Genomic DNA, 25,978 nt, shown 5'->3' on the forward strand with positions numbered 1-25,978 from the left:
GCCACGAGGTATCGGTGCTATGATGGCCATCACTCAGTCCTTTTGTCGGTATGTTTCGGTTTGGCGATTGATCAGATCGCACAAAGCGGACTGAGTTTCTCTTATCTTTGAGATCTACTATTAGGAACAGCTATTTAGTAAGTATAAATTCTATATAAATAAAGAATGCCTTGATGTGAGCTTACAAGGAGATCTGGGAATATCATGTGGTATTAGATCAAGAAGTGTGCTGATCAACTTCTTTCATGAAATACACGATCGAGAATGTGATTTGGAAATGTGTTTTTCTGATGATAGAAAGATACAAACGTACGAGATGATCTATAAAAGATATTTCACAAAAAATACTGAAGTAATAAATTATTTAGAACTTACATTATCGTCAAACCAAATGGTTAGATGCGATGAATTCGATAAGTTGAATATTGAAAATATACCATTTGAACACACCTTGGGAAGAAAGAGAGATTTACAATATATCAATTACTTAGAGGCTAATCCACTCTATAAAAAGGTGAGGTATATCACCGACGGTAAATTCTATGCAGTGATAGGTGAGTCAGAATCATGTTGTGAGATCCTAGATCTATCTTCCCCCACCGTTGAAGGTTTCTCATGGGCTATAAAAGCAACAATGGCTTTCAGTTCTTATTACAAAGTATTAGTTAGAAAAGAACATTTTAAAACAATAACTTCCTTAACAAATAGCACAGTATTTTATTCAAAACCAATTAATCTTCTGCTCGGTTTTTATACAAATAAAGATATTGATACCCAAAATTTATGGGTGGGAAGAATAGATAGAAGATAAAAATAAAATTACATAAATCTGAGGTTTAAAATGAATGGATTACACTTCTATGAAGGAGAAGGTAAAACTTTTCTTTCCCATGATGACATTGAATTTTTTTCATCTAAAATTGCGGTAGAATTATCCAGAAAAATAAAGAAAGGCGAAACTGCTGTATTAATTTATCCAGCAGGTGTTGATTTTGTGCTGTCATTTTTGGCATGTGTAAAAGCTGGTATCATTGCAGTGCCTATTAACCCACCTAGAAAAAACCAAAAAATAAATCGATTTTCCTCGATTTATAAAGATTCATCTGCAAAATTTGTTTTGACAACGTCAGAAATGAGTAGCATTTATCGAAAAATATTGAAAGAAGGGGAAGGCGTTAAAGATAATCAGTCTTTCATCGATACAGATACGTTGATAAATAATACAACATCATTAGATAGTGATTACCATCTTACATTTATCGATGCCATTAAAAAATATTCAAACAATGTGGCTTACCTGCAATACACGTCCGGTTCGACAGGTGATCCTAAAGGTGTGTGTGTTACCTATCATAACCTGAGAGAAAATATAGAAGGCTTACACAATGCTGTTGGCAGAGAAAGTCGCCCCTTCAATTGGATCCCACATTTCCATGATATGGGTTTGGTTGCGGGTATTTGTATAGGTATTTATGCGAAACTGGATTTTGCTCTACTCTCTCCCACCGAATTTGTTGCTCATCCGGCTCGTTGGCTAAGAATTATTTCGGAATTCAAAGCGACATGGACATTACAACCTAACTTTGCATTTCAGCATTGTCTCAGCAACGTGGATGAGAACGCGCTGTCTGATATTGATCTGAGCTCGTGGAAAGTGGCATCGAATGGAGCTGAGCCTGTTGACTATCTGCTACTTGAAGAATTCACTAAACGATATCAGAAACTGGGTTTTAAGGCTTCAACGCATAGACCTTGTTATGGGTTGGCAGAAGCCACATTAGCAGTATCACATTCACTTCAGCGGAATGATGTCCGGCATTTTTATGTGGATAAAACAGAACTCAAAAATAATATGGCGGTTGTAGCGGATACTGAAAATGGTCAGCCATTGGTCAGCTGTGGTCCGCCAATAAAAAAACATAGAGTTGAAATTGTTGACCCAACAACCTTTGAAAAGTGCGGTGAAAGAGAAGTAGGAGAAATCTGGTTTTCTGGAGCCAGCGTAGCGGCAGGTTATTGGAGAAATGATGCAGCGACACAAGAAACATTTCGTGCGTCAACAAAAGATGAACCACAAACCCATTTCATGCGAACTGGCGATCTTGGGTTTATGCATGAAGGTGAACTGTATGTCTGCGGACGCATCAAAGACATGCTTATTATCAGAGGGCAAAATTTCTATCCACAAGATTTAGAGCAAATAGCGAGTCGCAGTCACCCAGATCTTGTCGCCGGTCATTGTGCCGCATTTGGTATGGATATTCATGACCGCGAAGGTGTTGTGATTGTTTTGGAGGTTAAACGAACCGCCCTCAGACGTCTGGATGCGAAGGCGGTATTCAAGTGTATCGTAGAGTCAATATCAGATGCATTTGAAATCAGCCTCCACGACGTGGTGTTGATCAAGCCAGCAAGAATACTTAAAACATCCAGTGGAAAAATACAGCGTTCGGCCAATAAACGTGCCTACACCAATGGTGAGTTTGATCCCATTGCATCGTTATCTGATGAGAAAGCTAAACAAGAGCTCCAAGAACACAAAACAGATAGTGAAGCGATATTGTGTGCAATGGTCGAGGATGTCCTATCGATTCCTCACGTCAGTGTGAATGATGATTTCTTTCAGCTTGGTGGTGATTCAATTTCGGCAATTACGCTCATCACAAAAGTCCGGGAAAAACTCGGTGTCGACATATCGCTGGAAACCCTCTTTGAAAAACCCACCGTAAAAGCATTGATGTCTGCCAAGCATTCGGAAGCCGCGGCGACTGTTTCACTGACCGCAGAGCCTGCTCAGCAACACCAAACTTTCCCACTGAATGACATCCAATACGCTTACTGGGTAGGGCAGCAAGACAGCCAACAACTGGGCGGCAATGCCACTGGCGGGGTGGTTGAATTACCGCTGAATGACGAGATAGACGAAGACCGTCTGACAGCCACGCTGTCACGCCTGTATGCCCGCCATGGGATGCTGCGGGTGCAGTTCAACGACAATGGCGAACAACAGATAGCCCCGTTCAACGGGTACACGTTACCGACTCTCGACCTGAACAATGACGATACCGGAGTGTGTGAGGAGAAGCTGGCCCATTGTCGCGACCTTCGCCGCCTGCGTGACACAGACAACCACCTCATCCGTTTTCATCTGGTGAAACTGCCCGATGGCGAACGTCGCCTGTTTATCTACTACAACGCCCTGGCGGCGGATGCATCCAGCCTGATATTGCTGGTCAACGAGATGAAAACCCTCTACCAGCATCCCGAGACCGAGTTAGCGACACTGAGCCTGAGTTTCCGTGACTACGTGCTGGCCGAGAAAGCCTACCGGGGGCACCCGGCGTACCAGCGCGCAGAGGCCTACTGGCAAGCCAGACTGGAGACCCTGCCTGCAGCGCCGCAACTGCCGCTGCGTACCCAGCCTTCACAGTTAGAGAACACCGACTTTGGCCGTCATGACGCCGTCTTGCCGCCCGCGGAGTGGTCGGCCATACAAGCCACCGCCGCCCGCCTGTCCGTGACCCCGACCGTCGTGATAGCCGGGGTGTTATCACGGACATTGGCACTGTGGTCATCGAGTACGCATTTCAGTCTGAACCTGACCCTGTTCAATCGCCAGCCGTGGCACCCGGAAGTGATGGACATCATCGGCGACTTCACCAGCCTGACCTTGTTGGAAGTGCAAGCTGACAGTGACGACTTGTCAGTGTTATGCCCGGCAATCCAACAACAGCTCTTCCGTGACCTGAGCCATATGGCGGTGAGCGGCGTAGAGGTGCTGCGCCAGCTACGTCAGCACCGGAGTGAGCCGGACATGCTGATGCCCGTGGTGTTGACCAGTACCCTCGGGTTAGGGGACAGCTACCGTGAGCCCCTGTCATTTTTAGGTGAGAGCTTATACAGCCAGAGCCAGACCCCTCAGGTCTGGTTAGATTGTCAGGTGAGCGAAGGGCCGGAAGGCCTGACCCTGGTCTGGGACGCCCTGCATGCCCTGTTCCCAGAAGGGGTACTGGATGCGATGTTCCACCACTTCACGGCGAGTTTACGTTATCTGGCGGCCACCTCCGCCCCCACCTTACCCGTTTATCAGCCCGACTACCTGGCGGCCTACAACGCCACCGAGAGCGCGTTGCCCGTGACCCACCTGCACCTGCCGATACTGGCACAGGCCGCGCAGCGTCCGGAGGCGATTGCCGTGGTCAGTGGAGAGCGGACATTGACCTACCGGGCGCTGGTAAGAGAGGCGACCTATTTAGCCCACCAACTGGATGAGCACGGCGTAACGCCGAACAGTCTGGTGGGTGTGGTGATGCAAAAAGACTGGGAGCAGGTGGTGGCCGTTCTGGCGGTACTGATGAGCGGTGCGGCCTACCTGCCGATAGACGCCGACCAGCCGCCGGCAAGGCGGGAGCAACTGTTAACCTCCGGCAAGGTCAGTGTTGCCCTGACCCAGCGTTGCCTGAGCGGGCGGGGGATAGAGACCGCTGGGCCGACCTGGCTGGTTGTGCGTCCCCTGGCGGACGAGATGGTGGTGAGGCCGTGGACGGATGCCCCCCGCCAGCAACTGGACGACCTGGCGTATGTCATCTTCACCTCAGGCTCCACCGGCGTCCCGAAAGGGGTGATGATGAACCACCGCGCGGTCTCGAACACCGTGCTGGACATCAACCGCCGTTACGGGGTGACAGAGCGTGATGCGGTCCTGGGCTTGTCCGCCCTGAACTTTGACTTATCCGTGTGGGATATCTTTGGGGTACTGGCTGCCGGTGGCAGACTGGTGCTGCCTGCCCCGTGCGGACAACGCGACCCGGCTCATTGGTGTGAGCAGATGGCAACCCACGGGGTCACCCTGTGGAATACGGTGCCTGCGCTTCAGCAGATGTGGCTGGACTGGTCACAGGGCCGGTTAGTCGAGGGCGTGGAATTACGGCTGGTGATGCTCAGCGGGGACTGGATCCCCTTAAGTCTGCCCACGCAGTTGGCGGCTCAACACCCGGATGCCGAGCTGCACAGTCTGGGTGGGGCAACGGAAGCGGCGATTTGGTCAATCAGCTACCCGGTGACCGGGATGGACGCAGGGTGGAGCAGTATTCCATATGGTATGCCGCTGGCGAACCAACAGATGTATGTACTGGATAGCCAGTTACAACCAAAGCCGACGTGGAGTCTGGGGGATATCTACATTGGCGGGGAAGGACTGGCTGACGGGTACTGGGCCGACACAGAGCGGACCGACGCACAGTTTATCACTCACCCTGTCAGTGGTGAGCGGTTATACCGGACGGGCGACATGGGGCGGATGCACCCGCAAGGTTACATGGTGTTCGAAGGCCGGACAGACAGTCAGGTCAAGGTCCGTGGCCATCGGATAGAGCTGGGTGAGATCAACAGTGTGATAGAGACGCTGCCACAGGTACAGCAAGCGGTGACGCAGGTGCTGGGCACGGGGGATCAGGCCCGTCTGGCCAGCTTTATTGTGCCGGAAGGGGACAACAGCGGGAGCCTTGAAGCCGCAGGCAGTCTCAGTCCACTGGCCCGGGCAGCCTATAAACTGTCACAGCCTCAACTGGAGTACTGGGACAACGACACCATCGCACTGACGGCGGCCGACCCGGACACCTTGTTTATCCATGTGCCGGGGCAAGCGTGCTTTCCTTTGACCACACCACTGACCCTGACCCAACTGGGCCTGAGTCTGTCGGGGATACAAGCCCGACCGCAACCCGATGCGGCCTTACCCAAATATGCCTACCCATCAGCCGGCAGCCTGTATCCGGTTCAGTGTTACCTCAGTATTGGCGACGGGGCTGTCGAAGGGCTGGCAGCGGGACAGTATTACTACCATCCGGTGAACCATACGCTTGAACTGTGTGAACGCGTCGAAGGGCTGCAGGGGATCCAGCTTCATCTGATAGGCAAACTGGCGGCGATCAAACCGTTGTACGGTGATTTATCCGACACCTTCTGTGCCCTTGAGGCAGGTTACCTGCATGAAGTGTTGTTGGGGGCGTTGCAAGCTAATGGCCTGAGTTTATCGAAAGTCACTGACGGGGTGTCGACCTTACCCGCCTTGAGTGATCACCCCATGCACCTTGGCAGTTACCGCCTGACAGAGACGGCTGCCACGGCAACACGAACGGCTTTCCTGCACCGTCAGAGTGTGCGGCAGTTCCTGCCAGACAGCCTGAGTGACGGAGAGTTGGCCCGCTGTCTGCCTGCGTTGCCTGCGGGGCTGTCACTGCATATCTGGCATGACGGTGATGAAGGCGCATTCGGTGAGGCTTTATCATCGGCGTTGCCGGGTAACCTTTGGGAAGAAGCCAACGTGGTGTTGGTACTCTGCGGTGAGGCACACCATGAGGCAGGCCGCTGGAGCCAACAGCTGATGCAACAGGCGGCACGCTATGACATCGGCTTGTGTCCGGCGGGGATCTCGGACACCGCTGGCCTGAATACCCTGACAGGCTCGCCAGTCCTTCATTGCTTGGTGGGGGGATATGTGACGCCAGAGACCTATGAACGCTGGCAAGGTGAGCGACTGGACAGCCGTGCACCGGTGACGGTGTTGAAGGAATATGTGGGACAACGTCTGCCGGATTATATGGTACCGGACGTGGTCTGTGTGCTGGAGAGTTTACCGCTGACCGCCAATGGGAAACTGGACCGTCAGGCTTTGACAACGCTAGCGGAGACGCAGGCGTCGGAGAATGATGAGTATGTGGCCCCGACCTCGTTGAGAGAAGAGGTGTTATGTCAGCTGTTTGGTGAGTTGTTGAGTCTTGAGCAGGTGGGCGTCCACGATAACTTCTTCCGTCTTGGGGGCAGCTCGGTGGATGCGGTGAAGCTGCAAAGCCTCATCCGTGAGCGGCTAGGGCAGGAGATGTCCTTGCAGTTGCTGTTTGAAAACCCGTCTGTTGTTGAGCTTAACGCAGTGCTCATTGACGCCAAGGTACATGATATACCAACGAACTTAATTCCAGATAATTGTCGAGAGATCACACCGAGCTTGCTGCCTTTGGTCAGTCTCAGTCAGCGTGAAATTGACAAAGTTTGTAATATCGTTCCCGGCGGTTTGGCGAATATTTCGGATATTTATCCGTTAACTGCCATGCAAAAAGGTCTGGTGTTCCAACATCAATTGTCCGCTAAAGAGGATCCTTATCTTTTCGAGTTACCATTAAGTTTCAACAGTCAGGCGTCACTTGATCGCTTTTTAACGGCGTTGAACCAGCTAGTTGCAAGGCATGATGTTTTACGAACGGTGTTTGTGCTTGAGGATCTGTCTGAACAGGTTCAGGTGGTGTTGAAACAGAACGAGATAGAGCTGAAGAGCCTGAACTCTCAGTTGTCTTTGGCCCCTGACTTAGCTCAGGGCCCTCTGATTCAGCTTTTTGTCTCTGATGATCCGGTTGATAACAAGATTCGAGGCAAGCTAATTTGCCATCACGTGATCATCGATTTTACCGGGCAAAACATTCTTCTGTCGGAACTTCTCCAGCTTTTGCGTCAGATTGAACTGCCGGATCAAGTCATCCCGTTTCGAAATGTTGTTTGGTTGGAGGAACACACTGATAAACAGCGCGCGGAGACTTATTTCCGAGAACGCTTGGGAGCAGTCAGTCACGGCACTGTGCCTTACGACGTCGTTGTCTCCAATGTTGATAAGAATCAATTGCACCATGAATCCTATCAGATTTGCCAAGAAATCACTGAACGCATCAGGTCATGGTGCCGTGAAAATAGTGTCATTCCGGCTGCCTACTTCCACACCGTATTTGGTTTAATGCTCGCCAGACTGACTCATCAACATCAAGTGGTATTTGGCACCGTATTGTCTGGCAGAGGCATCGTTGGCAGCTCAACCGTGGATACCATTGGGCCAATGATCAATACCCTTCCATTAATGCTTGATTTAGAAAATGTCGCTCCGGCACAACTCGTGAAAAATGTGGCCGATGAACTCGGTCATCTAAGTGATTTTTGCAGATATTCTCTCAAAGATGCACAAGCACTGAGTGGTGTGGAAAAGGGAGCCCCTCTTTTCACCGCATTATTTAACTATCGACAAGAGGCCTCCCATACGGTGTTCGCCAATGTAATGTCGCAACATGGCGTTGAACTTCTTTCTGGCGCGCAGGATGAATTCAATAATTTCCCGATCACTGTGATTGTTGATGATGATCCTGACGCCACTTTCACCTTGTCGGCAATCACACACAGTGATATCCCCGTTTCATCGGTTATCACCTACGTAAAAACCTTAGCTGAAGCCTTGATTGACAACCTGTCACCTCACAATGCGAACCAATCTCGCGTTAACAATGGAGAAGAGTAATGGATTTTCAAAATTTAGATTCAATTACCGACCTTTTAGCATCTTCATTGGATATGCTTCCGAATGACGAACGAAATACGCTATTACACACTTTCAATCAAACCGAAACCAATTATCCGCGGGAAAAGACCCTGTCAGAACTGTTTGAAGCACAAGTGGCTCGAACGCCTGATAAGATTGCCTTGGTGTTTGAAGACCAGCAACTGACTTATGCTGAACTCAATACCCGCGCCAATCAATTGGCCCATCATCTTTTGGCGACATATCAAAACCAACAAGGTTGCGTGCTGCCTGCAGATACGCTGATCGCCCTGTATCTAGATCGCAGTTTGGAGATGGTGATCAGTATCTTGGCTGTGCTGAAAGCGGGGGCGGCTTATGTGCCGATCTCGCCGGATTATCCTGAGGAGCGGACGCGTTTTATCTTAGAGGATACGCAAGCATTAATGCTGCTGACCCATACGCCGCTGGTCACTGCGATCTCGCCGTTGATTGAGGTTGCGTCATTGTCTGTGACGGTGATCTGTGCTGATGATCCAGTTCATCAGCAGCAGCCATGGGTTGATGTGCTGCGGGCTCGGTGTTCCCAAGATTTAGCCTATGTGATTTATACCTCGGGCACCACAGGACAACCGAAAGGGGTGATGGTGGAACATCAGGCTCTATTGGCCTTTTGTTGCCAGCCTAATTATTTCGATCTTAATCGGACACAAAGGATCGCCAGCTTATCGCCCTACGTGTTTGATGGGTTTATTTTCGATTTAATGCCAGCACTCATTCACGGCTTTTGTGTGTCTCTTTATCAGAAGGCGGAGATCTTAAACCTGAACGCTTTCTGTGAACGTTTACGTGAAGATCGGATTGATACTTTTTTTTTGACGACTGCCTTGTTTAACGAACTGGTCGTACACGGTGACATTAGAAACACACAGATCCAACAAATATTATTTGGTGGCGAGCGCTGTGACCCAACCAAAATTGAGGCTTTTAAATCGCGCTATCCTGAGGTGTCTCTACGTCATGTCTATGGTCCGACAGAAGCTGTTGTTTTTGCTTCAGTGTGTGAGCTGAATGATCGAACGGATACGTCCATTGGTGCCTCCCTGAATAATCAGCGTCTTTATGTGATGCAATCCGGAAAATATCTGGCACCACTGGGAGCTGTGGGTGAGTTGGTCATTGGCGGGGCCAGTCTGGCCCGTGGCTATCTCAACCAACCAGAGCTGACTGCAGATCGGTTTATTGACAACCCTTTTGCCACTGATGATGAGATCGCCCGCGGTGAAACACGTTTGTATAGAACCGGTGATTTAGTGTGCTGGCTACCAGATGGTCATCTGGAATATCTGGGCCGTAATGATCAGCAAGTGAAAATTCGTGGTCACCGGATTGAGCTGGGTGAGATAGCCAGTGTTTTGAGCGATCTTGATGGTGTGTCCCAGGCGGTGGTGATTGATATTGAGCGTGAGCAGGGCAAGGCTCTGGTGGGGTATGTGGTGGCCTCAGCGACAGAGATCGATGTCGAGCTATTGCGCCGGGCGTTGTCTTCGCAATTACCGGACTATATGGTGCCGTCTGTGCTGATGTGTATTGACGAAGTGCCATTGACCATTAACGGTAAGCTGGATCGTCAGGCGTTGCCTGAACCTGAATGGCAAAGTGAAGGCAATTATGTCGCGCCGAGTACCGAACTGGAACAAAGCCTGTGTGATGTTTGGCAGTCGATTCTGGGTCTTGAGCGAGTTGGGATAGATGACGAGTTCTTCCGTCTGGGTGGCGATTCCATCCTGAGTATTCAGGTTGTCAATCGCCTCCGTGAACAGGGACATTGTCTTAATGTGAAAGCAATATATGATCACCCTACCATCGCAAGCCTTGCCGAGTACCTTCAACAGGCAAAATCAGAGACCAATATTCTTACGGAACAGGGCCCATTGACCGGTGAGTTTGGATTATTGCCGATTCAACATTGGTTTATCAATCAGGCACTAACGGCTGAGCATCACTGGAATCAAGCGTTTACGGTTCGTATTCCTGCTGATACGACAACAAAAGCGATACAAATGGCCTTAAGTGCGTTGGCAGCCCAACATGATATGTTGCGGGCAACGTTCATGCGTACCGACAACGGATGTGTTCAGGTTTATCAGGCTATCGAAGAATTTAAACTGCCTGAGTTGTTTGTATCCGACATAACTCTTCATCATGAAGCCGAGGTGCATGCTCTGCTTACTGACTGGCAAAGTCACTTTGACCTAGCGTCAGGTCCGCTTTGGCAGGCAGGTTTCTTGACAGGGTTCGAAGATGGTGAAGCCAGATTGTTTTTTGCTGCACATCATTTGGTGATTGATGCTGTCTCATGGCGAATTTTGGCCGATGACTTACGACTGCTTCTGACCGATCAGAGTTTATTAGACAAAGGCAGCAGCTATCGTCAATGGGTGGATGCTGTAAAAACCTATGGTGATAATAATCCCGATGAAGCTGAGTATTGGCAGTCAAAAATGGCGACATCTACTGAGCATGCATTCCACCCGTTAACTCGATACCGTGTCCAATTGAGTGAAAGTGAAACCCAGTCACTTTTAGCGGAGGCCAATGAAGGATTCAACACCCGAATAGATGACCTGCTATTGAGTGCTGTGGCGTTGGCCCTGTCAGAGACTTTCAACGATCAGATCCCACCAATTTTACTGGAAGGTCATGGTCGGGAAGGGCTTGATGATACGCTCAATGTCAGCCGAACCGTTGGATGGTTCACCGTGATGTACCCACACCGTTTAGCTGTGGGTGAAGACATGGCTGAAACCATCGTTATCAACAAAGAGGCATTACGGTCAATTCCTAACAAAGGCATTGGTTTTGGTGCACTGTCAGAAAACCTGACCGGACATTTGCCTCAGGTCAGTTTTAACTATCTCGGGCAGTTTGGTGGTTCAGATGATAATGCAACATGGACGATCAATTTCGATGCAATAGGCGACACGGTCAGTGCTGCAAACTCAAGTCAGCTGCTGCTTAATATCAATGGCGCCATCTATCAAAACACTCTGCAATTTGAGGTCCAAAGCCAACTGGATACAGACCAATCAGAGCGATTTACAACCGCATTGCAGAACGCGCTGAATGACATATTGGAGACTGCTGTCAAACAGGCAAAAATGGGGAGTCGTAAAACCCCCAGTGACTATGGAAGCAATATCCTTGGCCTGTCTCAGTTGGCACAGCTTGAATCAACATACCCAGATATTGACGCCATATATCCGGCAAATAGTTTGCAACAAGGATTTATCTCTCATCATCTTAACCGTCCAGATGATGACGCCTATCGCGTTCAGTTACTGGTCGATTATCACTATTCTCTTGATATAGAGGCTTATCAGCAGGCATGGCATCTCGCTTCTCTCACCTATCCATCATTACGGATGGCATTTAACTGGCAGGATAAATTGCTCCAGGTGATCTCTCGGGGAGCTGGCATTACAAAAGAAAGTTTTACTCTGTTAGACCTCAGTGATGTTGACGAAGAAAAAAGAGAGAGACGCATTTCTGAGTTACAACAAGCTGACCGCAAGGTAGGTTTTGATTTAACTTGCCCGGGACTCGTGCGCTTTACCGTTATCAAGCATAACGACAACCATTTTACCGTTATGAAAACGGAGCACCACAGCATCAGTGATGGGTGGAGTGCACCAATTCTCTGGAATCAAGTCCACGCGTATTATGAGCAGTTAGTCTCAGGGCATGAACCGGAGGTGAAGACAGATTCAGCTTATGGTCTTGCACAGCAATACAGCCACAGTAAACGCGAAGAATTCAGTACGTTTTGGCATAAAGAAAAGGACAGTTGGGAAGGCATCAATGATTTGTCTTCGATGATGAGCCATCCTGTTGCTCTCGGGCAAATTAAAGAGATAGAACGCCCTGCTTCTTCATGCAAAATGCTTGATGATGCGGTCACTAAGAATCTGAAAACACAATGTTTAACGATTGGTGTGACCCTTAATGCAGCGGTTCAGTTCGCATGGCATAAGTTAATTCAGATTTACACAGGCAGTGATCAGACATTGGTGGGCACCACGGTTTCAGGACGTGACTTACCTGTACAAGACATAGAAAGCAGTGTCGGGCCTTTTATCAATACATTGCCACTTAGTGTGAACTGGCTTCCTGGGCAATCTATTTCTGAAGTGCTTCGGTCAATTCAGACACAAATTGCCAACCTCAACAGTCACAGCGGCGTAGATTTGTCATCCATGCAGCGAAACGGAGAACGCCTTTTTCATAGCCTGTTGGTGTTTGAAAACTATCCCATGCCGAGAGAGGATGGAGATTGGCCGTTCAGTTTCCGTGAGTATGTTGAGAAACTTGATTACCCGCTTGCGCTTATCGTTTACGAGCGTGATGACAATCTGGTGATGACATTGAAATATGGCCTTGACTGGTTGTCTGAAGAAGACGCCCAAAGGCTGCTTGATCAGTTACGTTGTGTGCTCGTTGCCATTTGTGAAGATCCTCAACGACAGCATGAGACAGTCTCGGTCTTGTCAGAGGATGAGCGAAAAGCACTTTTGGATACGGCCAATGGTGGGGAAATTTCTTATCCGAAGGATGCGACATTAGTGTCGTTGTTTGAGGAACAAGTTGCAAAAACGCCAAACCAAACCGCGTTGGTTTATGAAGGAGAGAGCCTTACCTATGCCGAGCTCAATACCAAAGCCAATCAGCTGGCCTATCAGCTGCTCGAAACTTATCACGCGCAGTATGGCAGTGAGTTGCCTGCAGATACGCTGATCGCCCTGTATCTAGATCGCAGTTTGGAGATGGTGATCAGTATCTTGGCTGTGCTGAAAGCGGGGGCTGCTTATGTGCCGATCTCGCCGGACTATCCCAGTGAACGAACCCGTTTTATTATGGAAGATACACAAGCATCTATTGTGCTGACCCATGCGCCGCAGAGCGCCACGATCGCACCATTAGTTGAGACTAAGTCCTTAGCCGTTACGGTCATCTGTGCCGATGACCCAACACATACACAGCAGCCAGTGGGAGATGTGCCGCGGGTCCGCAGTTCAGGTGATTTAGCTTATGTGATTTATACCTCGGGCACCACAGGACAGCCGAAAGGGGTTATGATTGAACACAAAAATACGGTTCAACTGCTTTTTGCTGAACACTACAAACATAATTTTTCCAAGACGGCATGCTGGACCAATTATGTGTTTGATGTGTCTGTTTACGAAATTTTTTCCAGCCTATTGAGCGGTAGTTCGCTTTATCTCTGTTCGGACGAGTGCCAAAGAAACGATGAAATGTATTTTGACTTCTTGGCGCATAACAAGGTGGAGTTTGCCTATATTCCACCGTTTTATCTGTCGGCTTTTGCCGACTATGTTGACGGCCATCATAGCTGTGTCAAAAAGATACTGACTGGCGTCGACAAAGTGTTCTATAGCGATGCTATCCGTATCTCACAGGCGGGTGTTGATATTTTAAATGGCTACGGCCCTTCCGAAACGACGACCTGCAGTACCGCATTATTATTTGGCACCAATAGCCCCAAAAAACGAATTCTCCCCATAGGTAAGCCGTTAAGTAATGAGCGCTGTTTTGTTTTGGATACAGCGCTGCAACTCATTCCACTCGGTGCTGTTGGTGAACTCTATATCGGTGGTGCAGGACTAGCTCGTGGGTATCTGAACAATCCCGAGCTGACGGCAGAGCGCTTTATTGACCATCCGTTTGCCAATGAGAATGAGATGGCCAAAGGTGAGACGCGGCTCTATCGCACTGGTGATTTGGTGCGCTGGTTACCAGATGGTAACTTGGAATATCTGGGCCGTAATGATCAGCAAGTGAAAATTCGTGGTCACCGGATTGAGCTGGGTGAGATAGCCAGTGTTTTGAGCGATCTTGATGGTGTGTCCCAGGCGGTGGTGATTGATATTGAGCGTGAGCAGGGCAAGGCTCTGGTGGCATATGTCGTACTCGAATCTGAGCAGGTAGACATAACGGAGCTGAGAGCAGCACTAAGACGCCAATTGCCAGATTATATGATCCCCTCTTTGCTGGTCCCAATTGGCCATGTTCCGCTTACAATAAATGGCAAACTTGACCGAAATGCACTGCCTGCACCGGAATGGACTGACACAGAAAAGTACCATGCTCCAGAAACCGAACTCCAGTCCAAGCTGTGTCGCATCTGGCAGGATGTGCTTGGAATAGATAGAGTCGGAATAGACGATGATTTCTTCGCGATAGGTGGGGATTCGATCCTAAGTATACAAGTTGTCAATGTAATTCAGAGAGAAGGATATGCCATCCAAAACAGAGCGATGTTCGATCATCCCAACGTTGTGGCGCTGGCTAAACATATCACTGACGTCAACCAAATAGAAATGAAGTCTGAACAGGGTCTCTTGACGGGAGATGCCAATCTCTTGCCAATCCAGACCCTGTTTTTTGAGTTGAACAAGTCGCACCCTGACAGCTTCCCTCAGTCATTTTTTATCAACCTCCCACACAGTGATATCGATCGTCTCCAAACAGCCCTTGTGGCCTTGGTCAATCATCACGATGCACTTCGGTTTCAATATCGTTTTGAGAATGGGGAAGTTGTTCAGTCCTACTCTGATCAAGCAATCCATGATGTGGACTTGGTGATCATTCGGCCCGAAGATGATTTAGGGATTTGCAGGGATATCACCAATACTATTTCTTTGTCACAAGGACCGCTGTATAGATTTGCGTTTGTCTACCCAAGAGAACACAGAGCTCAACCTGAACTATTTGTTTCCTGCCATCATTTAGTCATTGACGCTGTCTCTTGGCGAATTATTGCGCAGGATCTGAAAACGCTGCTGGAGGGACAACCACTGGGAGAAAAAGGAACCAGTTATAGACAATGGCAAGAGTCCCTCGTGAATTATGCCCGTGACAATGAAAATCAACGTTCACTTTGGGAAGCCACCCTGTCACAAAGCTGCCTGTCAGCGCTTAATTCAGTGCGAGGCGACATACCGGTAATTAAAAATCAATCTATCAGCCGTGATCTTCTCTCGGAGATAAAAGAGTCTGTCTGCTCGACGTTATCTATAAAATTGCCAGACCTTCTCATGATTGTTTGGGCAGAAGCGATTGCTCGCGCATCTGGCTCTGATGATGATGTTCAGCTAAACCTTGAGGGGCATGGTCGGTACGATATTGCGCCAGATTGCCAGATAGAGCGCACGGTAGGCTGGTTTACCAACCTGTATCCGTTTACGGTCACCCGCAGCGTTGATCTGATCACGACCTTACGGGTTAACAAAAACGCCCTCATGCAAATCCCTGACAAAGGCATTGGCTTTGGTGCATTGATGGCATCGAAGGTGCCGAAAAGGTGGATGCCAGAATTTAGCTTTAACTTTCTTGGCTCAATGAGTAGAAAAAAAGACGAAGTATGGTCTGTGAAACCTGCAACTTGGGATGTCGAAAGCACCGAAGGGTATTCACCTTGGTATCTGGCAAGTCTCGATTGTTGGGAAGAAAACGAGAAGCTCATCCTTAATTTTTCGTCAATGCTTAAGCCGGAAAAAGCCCAAGCTCTGCAAGAAACCTTCGAATCAATTCTTGGTGAAATCACCCTGGAAATTGAGCAATTGAAGACTGTACGAGCTGATTTAGCATTAAAGAGTCACTTTACGCCATCAGATTTTCCTAATGCCAAGATAAGTTTTACAGAGTTAGATAAGCTACAGAAAGAAGATGCTATCGATAATGTCTATTTAGCAACAGGCGTACAGCGAGAAATACTCTATTTCAATCGTGTTGACCCCGATTTTCAAATTGACCAAATTATCACCAAAATCTCCGGTGAAATCGATATATCGACTTACTTGCAGAGTTGGCAGGTTTGCGTAGACAAATATGATGTACTTCGTGCTGGTTTCACTGACAGAGACATGCCGGGTGAACTGAATCAGGTTGTTTTTGCAAAGGTAGATTTACCGGTGACGGTAGACGATTGGCGCGAAAAAAGGCTCAATACTAGCGACTTACAAGCAACTCTGTTGAACATTGTATTAAAGGACCGTACGACGCCTTTCTCAGAGAGCAAACCGCCAATGTTTCGTTTGCGGTTAATTCAAACTGAGGAAAACTCTTGGTATCAGGTGTTCACGTTCAACCATGTTCTTTTTGATGGCTGGTCATTAAATATCCTCCTTGGTGACGTGGTGGAAACCTACTTTACGTTAATCAAAGGCTGTGCACCTTCTCCAGTTAAAAGTAGCTTTGAACCCTTCACCTGTTATCTGCAAAGAACCTTTGATAAATCCTCTTCGTCCGAATTTTGGAGCAGCTACTTGAAGGGTGCACCGATGAATCAACGACTAGCGAAAGAGGAGGTTCCCGATATTTCGCTACAAAAAGAGACCCGTATGCAGGGTGTCTACGATCTGTTTACTCGGGAAGAGACAACACAGATTCGCCGATTCACAGAAACCCAAAAGTTCACAGTGAATCAATTGATGCAACTGGCTTGGATAACGACATTGGCAGAAAAAATGGGGGTTGATGATGCGGTCATTGGTACAACCATGACAGATCGTCCGGGAGAAATTGAAAACGTTGAATCCTTGTTTGGACTTTTTGTGGCCAGTCCGGTTCTTAGAGCAACCCAAATATGGGAGAAATCTGCCGCTGAATTACTGCATGAGATACAAACCACTCAACCAGACAGACAACAATTTGCGTTTCAGGAACTCAATCATTACGACGAAAACTGGGTTCCCACTTCCCCCTTTGGCAGTTTGTTTGTGTTTGAAAACATGCCAGAGGCAGAGGTAGGCGGCACGTTACCTTTTACCTTTGAGCCTGTGATGACAGTCAGTGGCAGTAACCACCAGACGGTATTTTGTATTTTACCTTTAGTGGACGGCTACAAGCTCAATCTCTTTTATGATGCACGAGAACTGCGAGAAGACACGCTCCAAGTGCTGTTGTCCAGATTTAAAGTGATCACGATGGCCGTTGTGTCGTCCGTCGAAACGAAAATTGTCGATATTCTAACGCGTACTTAAAACACGCTGTTTGAGTCAGGGCGAGAGCATGAACAGATATAGATGACATTTCTGCATTAATTCAGGTAGGGAACAGGTGTCAAACTCAGTTAACTTGCCTGAATTGAATCAAAGAGTGTGTTCTAAGTTGCTTCATGATCTTGCCCTGCTATTTGAGTTGTTATAGGGAGAAAATAATGTTTAGAGCAGTCGTCAGTGATCTGGACGGAACCTTGTTGAACAAAAATGGAAAAGTCAGTAACCGGACGGCCCATTGTCTCAAAGGATTGGTTGACGAGGGGATTGAAGTGATCTTCGCTACGGGTCGAACCGATCAGGATGCAAGGCAAGTACTCTCCGGGTTGCCCTTTGAAGCGACGATATTGTCCTCCAATGGGGCAATGGTCAAAACCTCTAATAATGCTAATGCTGAGTTGTTGCATACCATACCCCTTTCACTTGCGCAGAGTGTTTTTTCTGCCACCTTAACACCGGATGTGCATCACACATTCTTTTCGGCAGATGGATGGCACATGGTAAAACAGAACGACTTTTTTGCAGATTATATTCAGGCCTCTGGCCTAACTGTTGATTACCTTAGTGAGCAAGACATTGTCCATGTACCGTCTTTGAAAATTCTTTTACAAACAACGGAAGAAAAAGCAAAAACATTATGTGAGCAATTATCGACTGAGTTTGGTCGTTCTCTCGAGGTATGCCAGTCGAGTAATCATACTGTGGATATTACCAGTGTGGGGATAAGCAAAGCTCAAACCTTGAGTTTGTATTTACGAGGTATTGGGATCAGCATGACAGATACGATTGGTTTCGGTGATGCAATGAATGACCTCGATATGTTAAAAGCATGTGGAGAAGGTGTATTGATGGCAAATAGTATGGCTGCTTTAAAAAACGTGCTTCCCGACAACCCTGTCACCCTGACCAATAATGAAGATGGTGTTGCCGTGTATATTGAGAAGATATTTCAAAGAGAGAGAATTCGATACTTTTCTTAAGTCGTCTTTTATGTTGGTTGTGCCAATGACTTTTATTGAGTATAAACATCCAATTTTAAAGAGGAATGTTAGATGATGAAGAGTTATATTAATAAAGTTGGATTTTGTGATTTTAGGTCCTCATTGATTACTCTTAGAACCGAGATTCCGCAGCCAATTTAGGAATAAACTGCTTCATATAACCTACCCAGTAGTTTGAGCAACTGAGTCTGATTCTGTCCACTTCCCCTATGATGAGGCAGTCTAAACTGGAGTTTTCTGCCACAGAAAAAGCAGGAGAGCACCATGAAGAAGTCACGGTTTATTGCGAGGCTTCGAAAAGTGGTCGGTGAAGAAGGATCCGAGCGGGGCGGCCTTCCGTGCCCGACCCATCATGCGAAACGCATGAACATCCGCAGACGCAAAATGTAATAGATACGAAAAAGCCCCGCATTGCTGCAAGGCTTCAAAGAGTGGTCGGTGAAGAGGGATTCGATGGGACTTGCCGTCGAGCGGGGCGGCCTTCCGTACCCGACCCATCATGCGGAACGCATGAACGTTTGCGGACGTAAAATGAAACAGATAAGAAAAAGCCTCGCATTGCTGCGAGGCTTCGAAGAGTGGTCGGTGAAGAGGGATTCGAACCCCCGACCCTCTGGTCCCAAACCAGATGCGCTACCAAACTGCGCTATTCACCGAACATATATTTTGTATCTTGAGATTCCGTTGTTAGAGGGTGACCCTCTGGTCCGCTATTCTCAAGAGCCGGATGCGCCATCAAACTGCGCTATTCACCGACAATATTGCTCAAGCTTATCGCTCAAGTCTTGAAAAGTGGTCGGTGAAGAGGGATTCGAACCCCCGACCCTCTGGTCCCAAACCAGATGCGCTACCAAACTGCGCTATTCACCGAACATATGTTTTGTATCTTGAGATTCGGCTATTAGAGGGTGACCCTCTGGTCCGCTATTCTCAAGAGCCGGATGCGCCATCAAACTGCGCTATTCACCGACGATATTACTCAAGCGTATTGCTCAAGATTTGAAAGAGTGGTCGGTGAAGAGGGATTCGAACCCCCGACCCTCTGGTCCCAAACCAGATGCGCTACCAAACTGCGCTATTCACCGACAATGCTGATTCGCTGTGCGTCTCAGAGGTTGGTTATATTACTCATCCACGCTTAAGACACAAGTGTTTTATCAGGATTTTTGCGTGGTACGAACCGTTCGCTCAAACGATCACCAATCCAGAATAAATTGCGACAACACACACACTTGAATTGTCACGTGCCACTAACACGAGCTTCACTTGATCTGGATCATCGTTGATTCTTTCACCAATTGGCAACCTAGTCTTAACGTTCACAGACATAGGAAATACAAAAATGGAATTCTGGTTAGACCTACTTTTCGGCAACGCAATTGGCCTCTCCTCAATGATCGTCATTTTTGTTGCATTGGGCATGATTAGCTTCATGGCTGGGTTCTTTGTCTACAAGGCGATGAAAGAGCCAGGAACACAATAATTCCCTTAAACCAGTTAAATTTAGACTTGGTTGCTTACGCCGAAGGCAGCAACGCACTTCGGCTTCTTTTTATTCCTCTAATAAGAGCAGCAATCCGCTGCTCTTATTGTTTGTAACAAACCTTCCAATTGTGCTCTTTTCCTCATCGTGTATGCGGTAAACTACTCCAGATTCTGGCTTTACCGCAGTAAGGAAAAAGGTATGAGAAAGTCCATTGTTATCTGGTTTATTCTGTTGTTTCTGGTCTCAATGATTGTGACTCAGGTACTGGTGAGCGGCTGATTCACCCGTTCATGGAATGGCCGGGATTTTACAATCGACCTGTTCACCCTGCGTTAAGAGTTTTACGTCGAAACCGGCTTTTTCCAGCAGCGTCAGCACGCCCTCTTTGCCATAAAGGTGTAGCGCTCCGACAACCATCACGTAACTCCCTTTGTCAAAACGCGATCTGTCAGTGAGGGCTTCCAGCCAGTTGTGGTTACGCTCATCTATAAGCTGACGTTCGAAGTCTCCTGCGCCGCTCATGACCGTTACCATTTCTTCCATTTTCGCGCCGTCACCATACTGCCAGGCATCGATCAGGCACGGCATAAACTCTTTGGAGAGTTCCCAGTAATCCAGAGTGTCTGTCAGTAGCTCCAAACCATCTTTGTCTGCATTGGCCAGCAAGTCGACTTGCTGTTGAACGGTTTCCAGTGGGATTACGGGGACAGAATGTTTCTGGCTGCGAGAGAGGAAATAAAGATCAATACCCAACAGTTGTTGGAGTTCCAACTGGTTGATTTGGTATAGCTGGAGTGCCATGGCTGCTTGCCACGGAGGAAGATTAAGCAGCACGTTTGAAGGTGTACCAGTCTCTACTGCGATTTGCTCAAGAGTCTCTTTCTGGGCGTCTGTCAGGTATGAGGCTGAAGACTTTCCTTTGGGAATGGAAATAGATTTATCGTTGATGATATCGGCTTCTAAGATAAGGCCATCGGCAGATTCGAATCTACTGACCATGACCTCGGGAAGAGGGTAGAACTCTGGCTTGCCAGCGTGTACAGAGCCCATGATGGTAAAGGAAAGGTCGCCTTTTTGCACTTGCCAGACTTGAGGGGCAGCAAAAGATAATGCGCTAAAAAGCAGCGAGAAAAGCAGGGTAGTAATGCGGTACATGAAGCCTCCATACTGTTGAAAGTCCAGTATGGAGGCTTCACCATCAATTGTCAGTCTTTGTTGTGGCTGTTAAAGACGACTGTCATGCCGCTTTTCGAGAAGCCAACGACATCATATGGGTCTTTCTGGTCGCCATATTCCATGCCCGGTGAACCCACTGGCATCCCTGGTACTGCAAGACCGGCCAGCTTTGGTTTTTGCTCAAGGAAGGCTTTTACATCGCTTGCTGGGATGTGCCCTTCAAACAGGTAACCGTCGATAACAGTAGTGTGGCACGAAGCGAGCTCTGGCTTGATACCAAGCTTCATCTTAATTGGGTTCATGTTCACATGGTCTTCGGACTTCATTTCAAAGCCGTTATCTTCCATGTGCTTTACCCACTCTTTACAGCAGCCACAATACGGAGATTTGTAAGTCACACCAGAAGCAGCAAACACGCTGGTGGATAGCAGCGCAAACGACAGTGCAGCAAGTTTAGATTTCATCATTTTCTCCTCGATGTTATCCCCAGGTGATGAAACTAACCCGGGGCGAATGCCTGTTGCGTAGTCGCAAACAGCGTTAAATTAGACGGCGTTTAATTTTTCTTTTCCGCCAGCCAGAACCACCAGATGATGGCTCCGATCAGTCCAAACCCAACAAGATTAACCAACATGGTTTCCTCCTTGAGGTGGTTTAAACCAGCGCAGTCGATTGGCATTACTCACGACAGTAATCGACGATAAAGCCATGGCCGCGCCAGCAACAACTGGGCTCAGCAGTGCGCCGGTGAGGGGATATAACACACCCGCAGCAATCGGAATACCCAGAGAATTGTAAACAAATGCACCAAAGAGATTTTCCTTCATATTGCGAAGGGTTGCTTTGGACAGTGTTAGCCCATCAGTGGCGGCATCGATTGAGTGACGCATCAGCGTCATCTGGGCACTTTCAATGGCTACATCACTGCCGCTGCCTATGGCAATCCCAACTTCAGCTTTAGCCAGTGCTGGCGCATCATTGATGCCATCACCAATCATGGCGACTCTCTTACCTTCGCTTTGCAGACAAGTGACGACATCCGCTTTACCGTCTGGCAAAACCCCTGCAATCACATTCTCAATCCCGGCCAGTTTGGCAATGGGATTGGCCGTATCCGGGTGATCACCGGTGAGCATCACCACCTGATAGCCTAAAGCTTTTAGACGTTTTACTGCGCTGGCAGAATCTGAACGCAATGGGTCGCTGATGCCAATAAGACCAAGAAGCTCAGTGCTTGTTGCCAGATACACGGCAGTTTCCCCGCGTTCTGCCTGTTGTTTGGCGGCAGCTTGGCCGTCTTCCACCGCAATGCCTTTTTCAGCCATCAAGCGGGCGTTACCCAGAAAATAAGTGTCGCCATCAATGTTGGCACTCAGACCTTTTCCTGGAATACCTTCAAAGCTCGATACTGATGCAAGGGCAATGTCTTTACCTTTTGCTGCATCCAGCACAGCTTTTGCCAGTGGGTGTTCAGAGCTCTGTTCAAGGCTTGCAGCGATGCGTAGTAATTCCTCTTCTGGTAGTGCAAGGCTGATTATCGACGTCACTTGTGGCTTGCCTTCGGTCAAGGTGCCTGTTTTATCCAATACCACAGTGTCCACAGAGGCTGCATGTTGCAATGCCTCTGCATCACGAATGAGCACCCCAAGTTCAGCCGCACGGCCAACACCAGTTGTGACAGACATTGGCGTTGCCAAACCAAGCGCACAAGGACAGGCGATAATCAGCACAGTGGTCGCGGTGACCAGCATAAAGCTGAGCTTCGGATCAGGACCAAAGTTGTACCAGCCAAGTGCTGTCAGAATGGCAATGATCATAACCGTTGGAACAAATATCGCCGAGATAGAATCCGCCATACGTGCCAGCGCCGGTTTGCTGCTTTGTGCCTGACGCACCAACTGAATAATGCGTGACAGCATGGTGTCGCTACCGATGCCGGTGGCTTTAAACAGCAGACTACCGTTTTGGTTCACGGTACCTGCATGCAGCGTTTCCCCTGCGGTTTTGCGCACGGCAAGCGGCTCGCCAGTCAGCATGGATTCATCGACATAGCTTTCGCCGTCTTCAACCACACCATCAACCGGAATTTTTGAGCCGGGTTTCACCCTGAGCATCATGCCTGCTTGTGCGGCTGCCAGTGGAACTTCTCGTTCATGACCGTTTTCAACGACCAGTGCGGTTGGTGGTTGTAGGTCGAGTAAGCGATCAAGCGCTTTAGATGTCGATGCACGCGCTTTGGCTTCGATAGCATGACCGAGCGTCACTAGGCCCAGAATCATGGCTGTGGCTTCGAAATACACATGACGCGCTTGTGCAGGGAAAAGGTCTGGCGCAAACACCACGGCAACAGAGTAAAGCCAAGCAGAACCCGTACCCAAAGCGACTAAGGTATCCATGGTCGCTCGATGATGGCGTGCCGCTTTTATGGCATTTACGAAGAAATGTTTACCCGCTGTACATAAAAGTGCAAAGGTCAGAAGGCCAATGATGCCCCAGCCGATCTGGCTGGTGGTGCTTTCAATGGTCATTGAACCGCCGAGCAGTCCCCATGCCATCAGTGGTGCACCTAAGCCCAGAGACAACCAAGTGCTGCGTTTGTGTTCTGCAAGTTGTGCGGTATGCATGGCTGCCTGACGCTCACGGCGAGTCTCTTCGCTTTCACTCACTTCTGCGCCATAGCCTGCGGCTTCTACCGCTTTGATGATGACGTCGGCGTCGGCTTCTCCGGACACAAACGCAGTGCGCTCAGCCAAGTTTACGTTGACCGCCATTACACCGGTTACGCCATTTATCGCGCCTTCTACGGATGACACACAGCTCGCGCAGGTCATGCCGGAAAGAATAAATTGCTGGGAAGCTGAATTTGAACTCAACGTCGGTTCGGACGGAGCATCATCGAGCGCAACTTCTGGCGCTGCTGTGATTTCAGCCACGTGTGTGGTTTCGCTCTGGGTTTCTGCAACCTGATAACCCGTAGCATCGACGATGGCTGTCAATTCTTCCCGTGTCAGTGCGCTGTTGATGGTAGCTTCGGTCTTAGTCACATCAGCAAGAAAAACCTTTGGTGAAGCTTCAAAAGCGGCTTTCAGTTTGGCAACACAGCGTCCGCAGCTGAGCCCTGCCAAAGGAAGTGCCGTGGTCGTTCCCACCTGATAACCCAGTGATTCAACTGCACTGATAACGGCACTTAAAGGCGCATCTGCGTTGATCGTTAGGGAGGTCTTGTCGGCTTCTACCACTGACACACCTTCGATAGGCTCGACGGCATTTTTCACCTTACGCGCACAACCCATGCAGTTAAGTCCTGACAAGGGGAGCGTGATAAATGTGGCGGCTTCTTTGCCTTCCTCACGAGTGTTCAGTTCTGTATCTGTCATTTCGATACCTATAAATCTACTTGCGGTCTCAGGTATGGACTGTTCATAATTCCGTAGAATAAACCTTCCATCAACTGTAAGGTCAAGCGTGAGTTTTAGACGGGGAGTGAGGCATGAAAATCAATGAAATTGCCAAGGCGACAGGACTGACACCAAAGACGATTCGCTTCTACGAACAAAAGGGGATCATTAGTGAACCTGCACGCCTGGAGAATGGTTATCGGGCTTATGGTCAAAAGCACATTAATGAGTTGCAAATGATCCGTCGTTCGCGCTTGGTGGGCTTTAGCTTGGAAGAGTGTCAGACGCTATTGGATATGTCGCGAAACCCTAACCGTCGAAGTGCGGATGTAAAGCAAAAGGCATTGGAGAAAATCGCAGAGATAGACGACAAAATAAAAGAACTTCAGGCCATGAAAAAGTCATTGAAATCATTGGCGAGCACCTGCCCGGGTAACGACAGCGCCTGTTGTCCAATCATCGAAGCTTTGTCCTCGGCTGATGGGAAATAAAAAAGCGCCGGAGCGCTTTTTAAAATGGGAAATCAGTAGAGTAGCGAATATAACTGTCGGCGGTAACGGCTGGCAATCTCGTTGCCCTGACCCAATGCAGCCAGAATATCCATCATGGTCTTTTTCGCGTCACCATCGGCAAAGTTCAGGTCTTTGCGCAGTAGGCCAATCAACAGTTCCAAGGCTTCTTCCTGACGATTGACCTGGCTGTATTGGATAGCTAATTCGTAGGCCAGATCTTTATTGTCCGCATCGGCCTCAAAGGCCGCCTGCAGTTCACGAATTTCAGGGGTGTCGGCAGCTTGCTTGTGAAGCTCTACTTTTGCCATCAGGGCTTTATACTGTGCATCCTGATCCTGCATTAACACCTTAGCGAGCAACGCTTCCGCATCGTCGAACTGCTGCGCTTCAACATAGCACTCAGCAACCGCAAGCTTGTGTGCGCCTGTATCGCCTAATGCTGCTTCAACAGTTTTCAGCAATGGTAGTGCTTCGGTATGTTTACCTTCAGCAATTAACGCCAGCGCTTGCTTAAAGGTCATTTCATCCTGGCTTGGAAGATGACGAACCAGCATTTCACGCACGGTATCTTCAGTCTGTGGTCCGGCAATGCCGTCGACAGGCTGGCCATTGCTAAACAGGGCAATAGTAGGCAGTGCTCGCACACCAAACTGGGAAGCCAGCATCTGCTGCTGTTCGCAGTTAAGCAAGGCCAGCGTAAATGCGCCTGCATATTCGTGTGCCAGTTTTTCCAGCGCCGGAACAATCTCGGTGCTCTCAGGACTCATTTGTGCCCAGAAGTGGATCAGGACAGGAGTTTCAACGGAGCCTTCCAGGATTTGCTGAAAGTTCTGCTCGTTAAGTTCAACAATATAATTTGGTTGCATAGTATTGCCTGAGCGTTAGAAGTTCTTTGGTGTAAAGGTGGGGGGGACAACATGAAAATTCAAGGCATTATCCGGTAAAGCGCCGATAAATATTGATTATTGCTGGATCAAATCACTGATTGGATGT

11 protein-coding genes and 3 tRNA genes are annotated in these 25,978 nt (G+C 48.4%); 7 read left to right on the forward strand and 7 right to left on the reverse strand.

What is annotated here, in order from left to right:
- Window positions 1-175 precede the first annotated feature (175 nt).
- The 5 genes from GMA8713_RS15665 (at window position 176) to GMA8713_RS28445 (ending at window position 18,803) form a co-directional block, all read left to right on the forward strand.
- Window positions 176-811, forward strand: a complete 636-nt coding sequence (locus tag GMA8713_RS15665; protein ID WP_157515641.1) for a hypothetical protein — start codon at window positions 176-178, stop codon at window positions 809-811.
- A 30-nt stretch (window positions 812-841) separates the two neighbouring features.
- Window positions 842-8,335, forward strand: a complete 7,494-nt coding sequence (locus GMA8713_RS15670; protein ID WP_062711930.1) for a non-ribosomal peptide synthetase — start codon at window positions 842-844, stop codon at window positions 8,333-8,335.
- A complete protein-coding gene (locus GMA8713_RS15675) occupies window positions 8,335-17,397 on the forward strand; it encodes a non-ribosomal peptide synthetase (RefSeq protein WP_062711935.1) in 9,063 nt (3,020 codons plus the stop codon). Before GMA8713_RS15670 ends, GMA8713_RS15675 begins: the two co-directional genes overlap by 1 nt.
- A gap of 176 nt (window positions 17,398-17,573) precedes the next feature.
- Complete coding sequence (locus GMA8713_RS15680; protein WP_062711937.1) at window positions 17,574-18,392, forward strand: Cof-type HAD-IIB family hydrolase; 819 nt, start codon at window positions 17,574-17,576, stop codon at window positions 18,390-18,392.
- 285 nt (window positions 18,393-18,677) lie between these two features.
- Window positions 18,678-18,803, forward strand: coding sequence for a hypothetical protein (locus GMA8713_RS28445; protein WP_269747454.1), 126 nt, complete (start codon window positions 18,678-18,680; stop codon window positions 18,801-18,803).
- A gap of 189 nt (window positions 18,804-18,992) precedes the next feature.
- On the opposite strand, the gene GMA8713_RS15685 is transcribed toward GMA8713_RS28445, so the two are convergent.
- The 3 genes from GMA8713_RS15685 to GMA8713_RS15695 all read right to left on the reverse strand — a co-directional run bounded on the left by GMA8713_RS15685 (window position 18,993) and on the right by GMA8713_RS15695 (window position 19,498).
- Window positions 18,993-19,069 (reverse strand) — tRNA-Pro (locus GMA8713_RS15685).
- 137 nt (window positions 19,070-19,206) lie between these two features.
- Window positions 19,207-19,283: transfer RNA gene (locus tag GMA8713_RS15690), tRNA-Pro, on the reverse strand.
- Between the two features lie 138 nt (window positions 19,284-19,421).
- A tRNA-Pro gene (locus GMA8713_RS15695) sits at window positions 19,422-19,498 on the reverse strand.
- A 257-nt stretch (window positions 19,499-19,755) separates the two neighbouring features.
- Between GMA8713_RS15695 and GMA8713_RS26850 the strand changes: the two genes are divergently transcribed.
- Complete coding sequence (locus GMA8713_RS26850; protein WP_002541291.1) at window positions 19,756-19,896, forward strand: DUF3149 domain-containing protein; 141 nt, start codon at window positions 19,756-19,758, stop codon at window positions 19,894-19,896.
- Between the two features lie 291 nt (window positions 19,897-20,187).
- On the opposite strand, the gene GMA8713_RS15700 is transcribed toward GMA8713_RS26850, so the two are convergent.
- The 3 genes from GMA8713_RS15700 to GMA8713_RS15710 form a co-directional block, all read right to left on the reverse strand.
- Window positions 20,188-21,054: a TraB/GumN family protein gene (locus GMA8713_RS15700; protein WP_062711940.1), complete on the reverse strand. Its 867-nt coding sequence runs from the start codon at window positions 21,052-21,054 to the stop codon at window positions 20,188-20,190.
- Window positions 21,055-21,104: 50 nt separating this feature from the next.
- On the reverse strand, window positions 21,105-21,539 hold the full coding sequence (locus GMA8713_RS15705; protein ID WP_046307252.1) for a DUF411 domain-containing protein: 435 nt from the start codon (window positions 21,537-21,539) through the stop codon (window positions 21,105-21,107).
- 159 nt (window positions 21,540-21,698) lie between these two features.
- Window positions 21,699-24,452, reverse strand: a complete 2,754-nt coding sequence (locus GMA8713_RS15710; RefSeq protein ID WP_062711943.1) for a cation transporter — start codon at window positions 24,450-24,452, stop codon at window positions 21,699-21,701.
- Window positions 24,453-24,565: 113 nt separating this feature from the next.
- Between GMA8713_RS15710 and cueR the strand changes: the two genes are divergently transcribed.
- Window positions 24,566-24,964: a Cu(I)-responsive transcriptional regulator gene (gene cueR, locus GMA8713_RS15715; RefSeq protein WP_002541295.1), complete on the forward strand. Its 399-nt coding sequence runs from the start codon at window positions 24,566-24,568 to the stop codon at window positions 24,962-24,964.
- 32 nt (window positions 24,965-24,996) lie between these two features.
- On the opposite strand, the gene GMA8713_RS15720 is transcribed toward cueR, so the two are convergent.
- Window positions 24,997-25,851 (reverse strand): thioredoxin family protein, encoded by an 855-nt coding sequence (locus GMA8713_RS15720; RefSeq protein ID WP_062711946.1) that lies wholly within the window; start codon window positions 25,849-25,851, stop codon window positions 24,997-24,999.
- Window positions 25,852-25,978: the final 127 nt, after the last annotated feature.

The organism is Grimontia marina (assembly GCF_900060185.1).
GTDB classification, from domain to species: domain Bacteria; phylum Pseudomonadota; class Gammaproteobacteria; order Enterobacterales; family Vibrionaceae; genus Enterovibrio; species Enterovibrio marinus.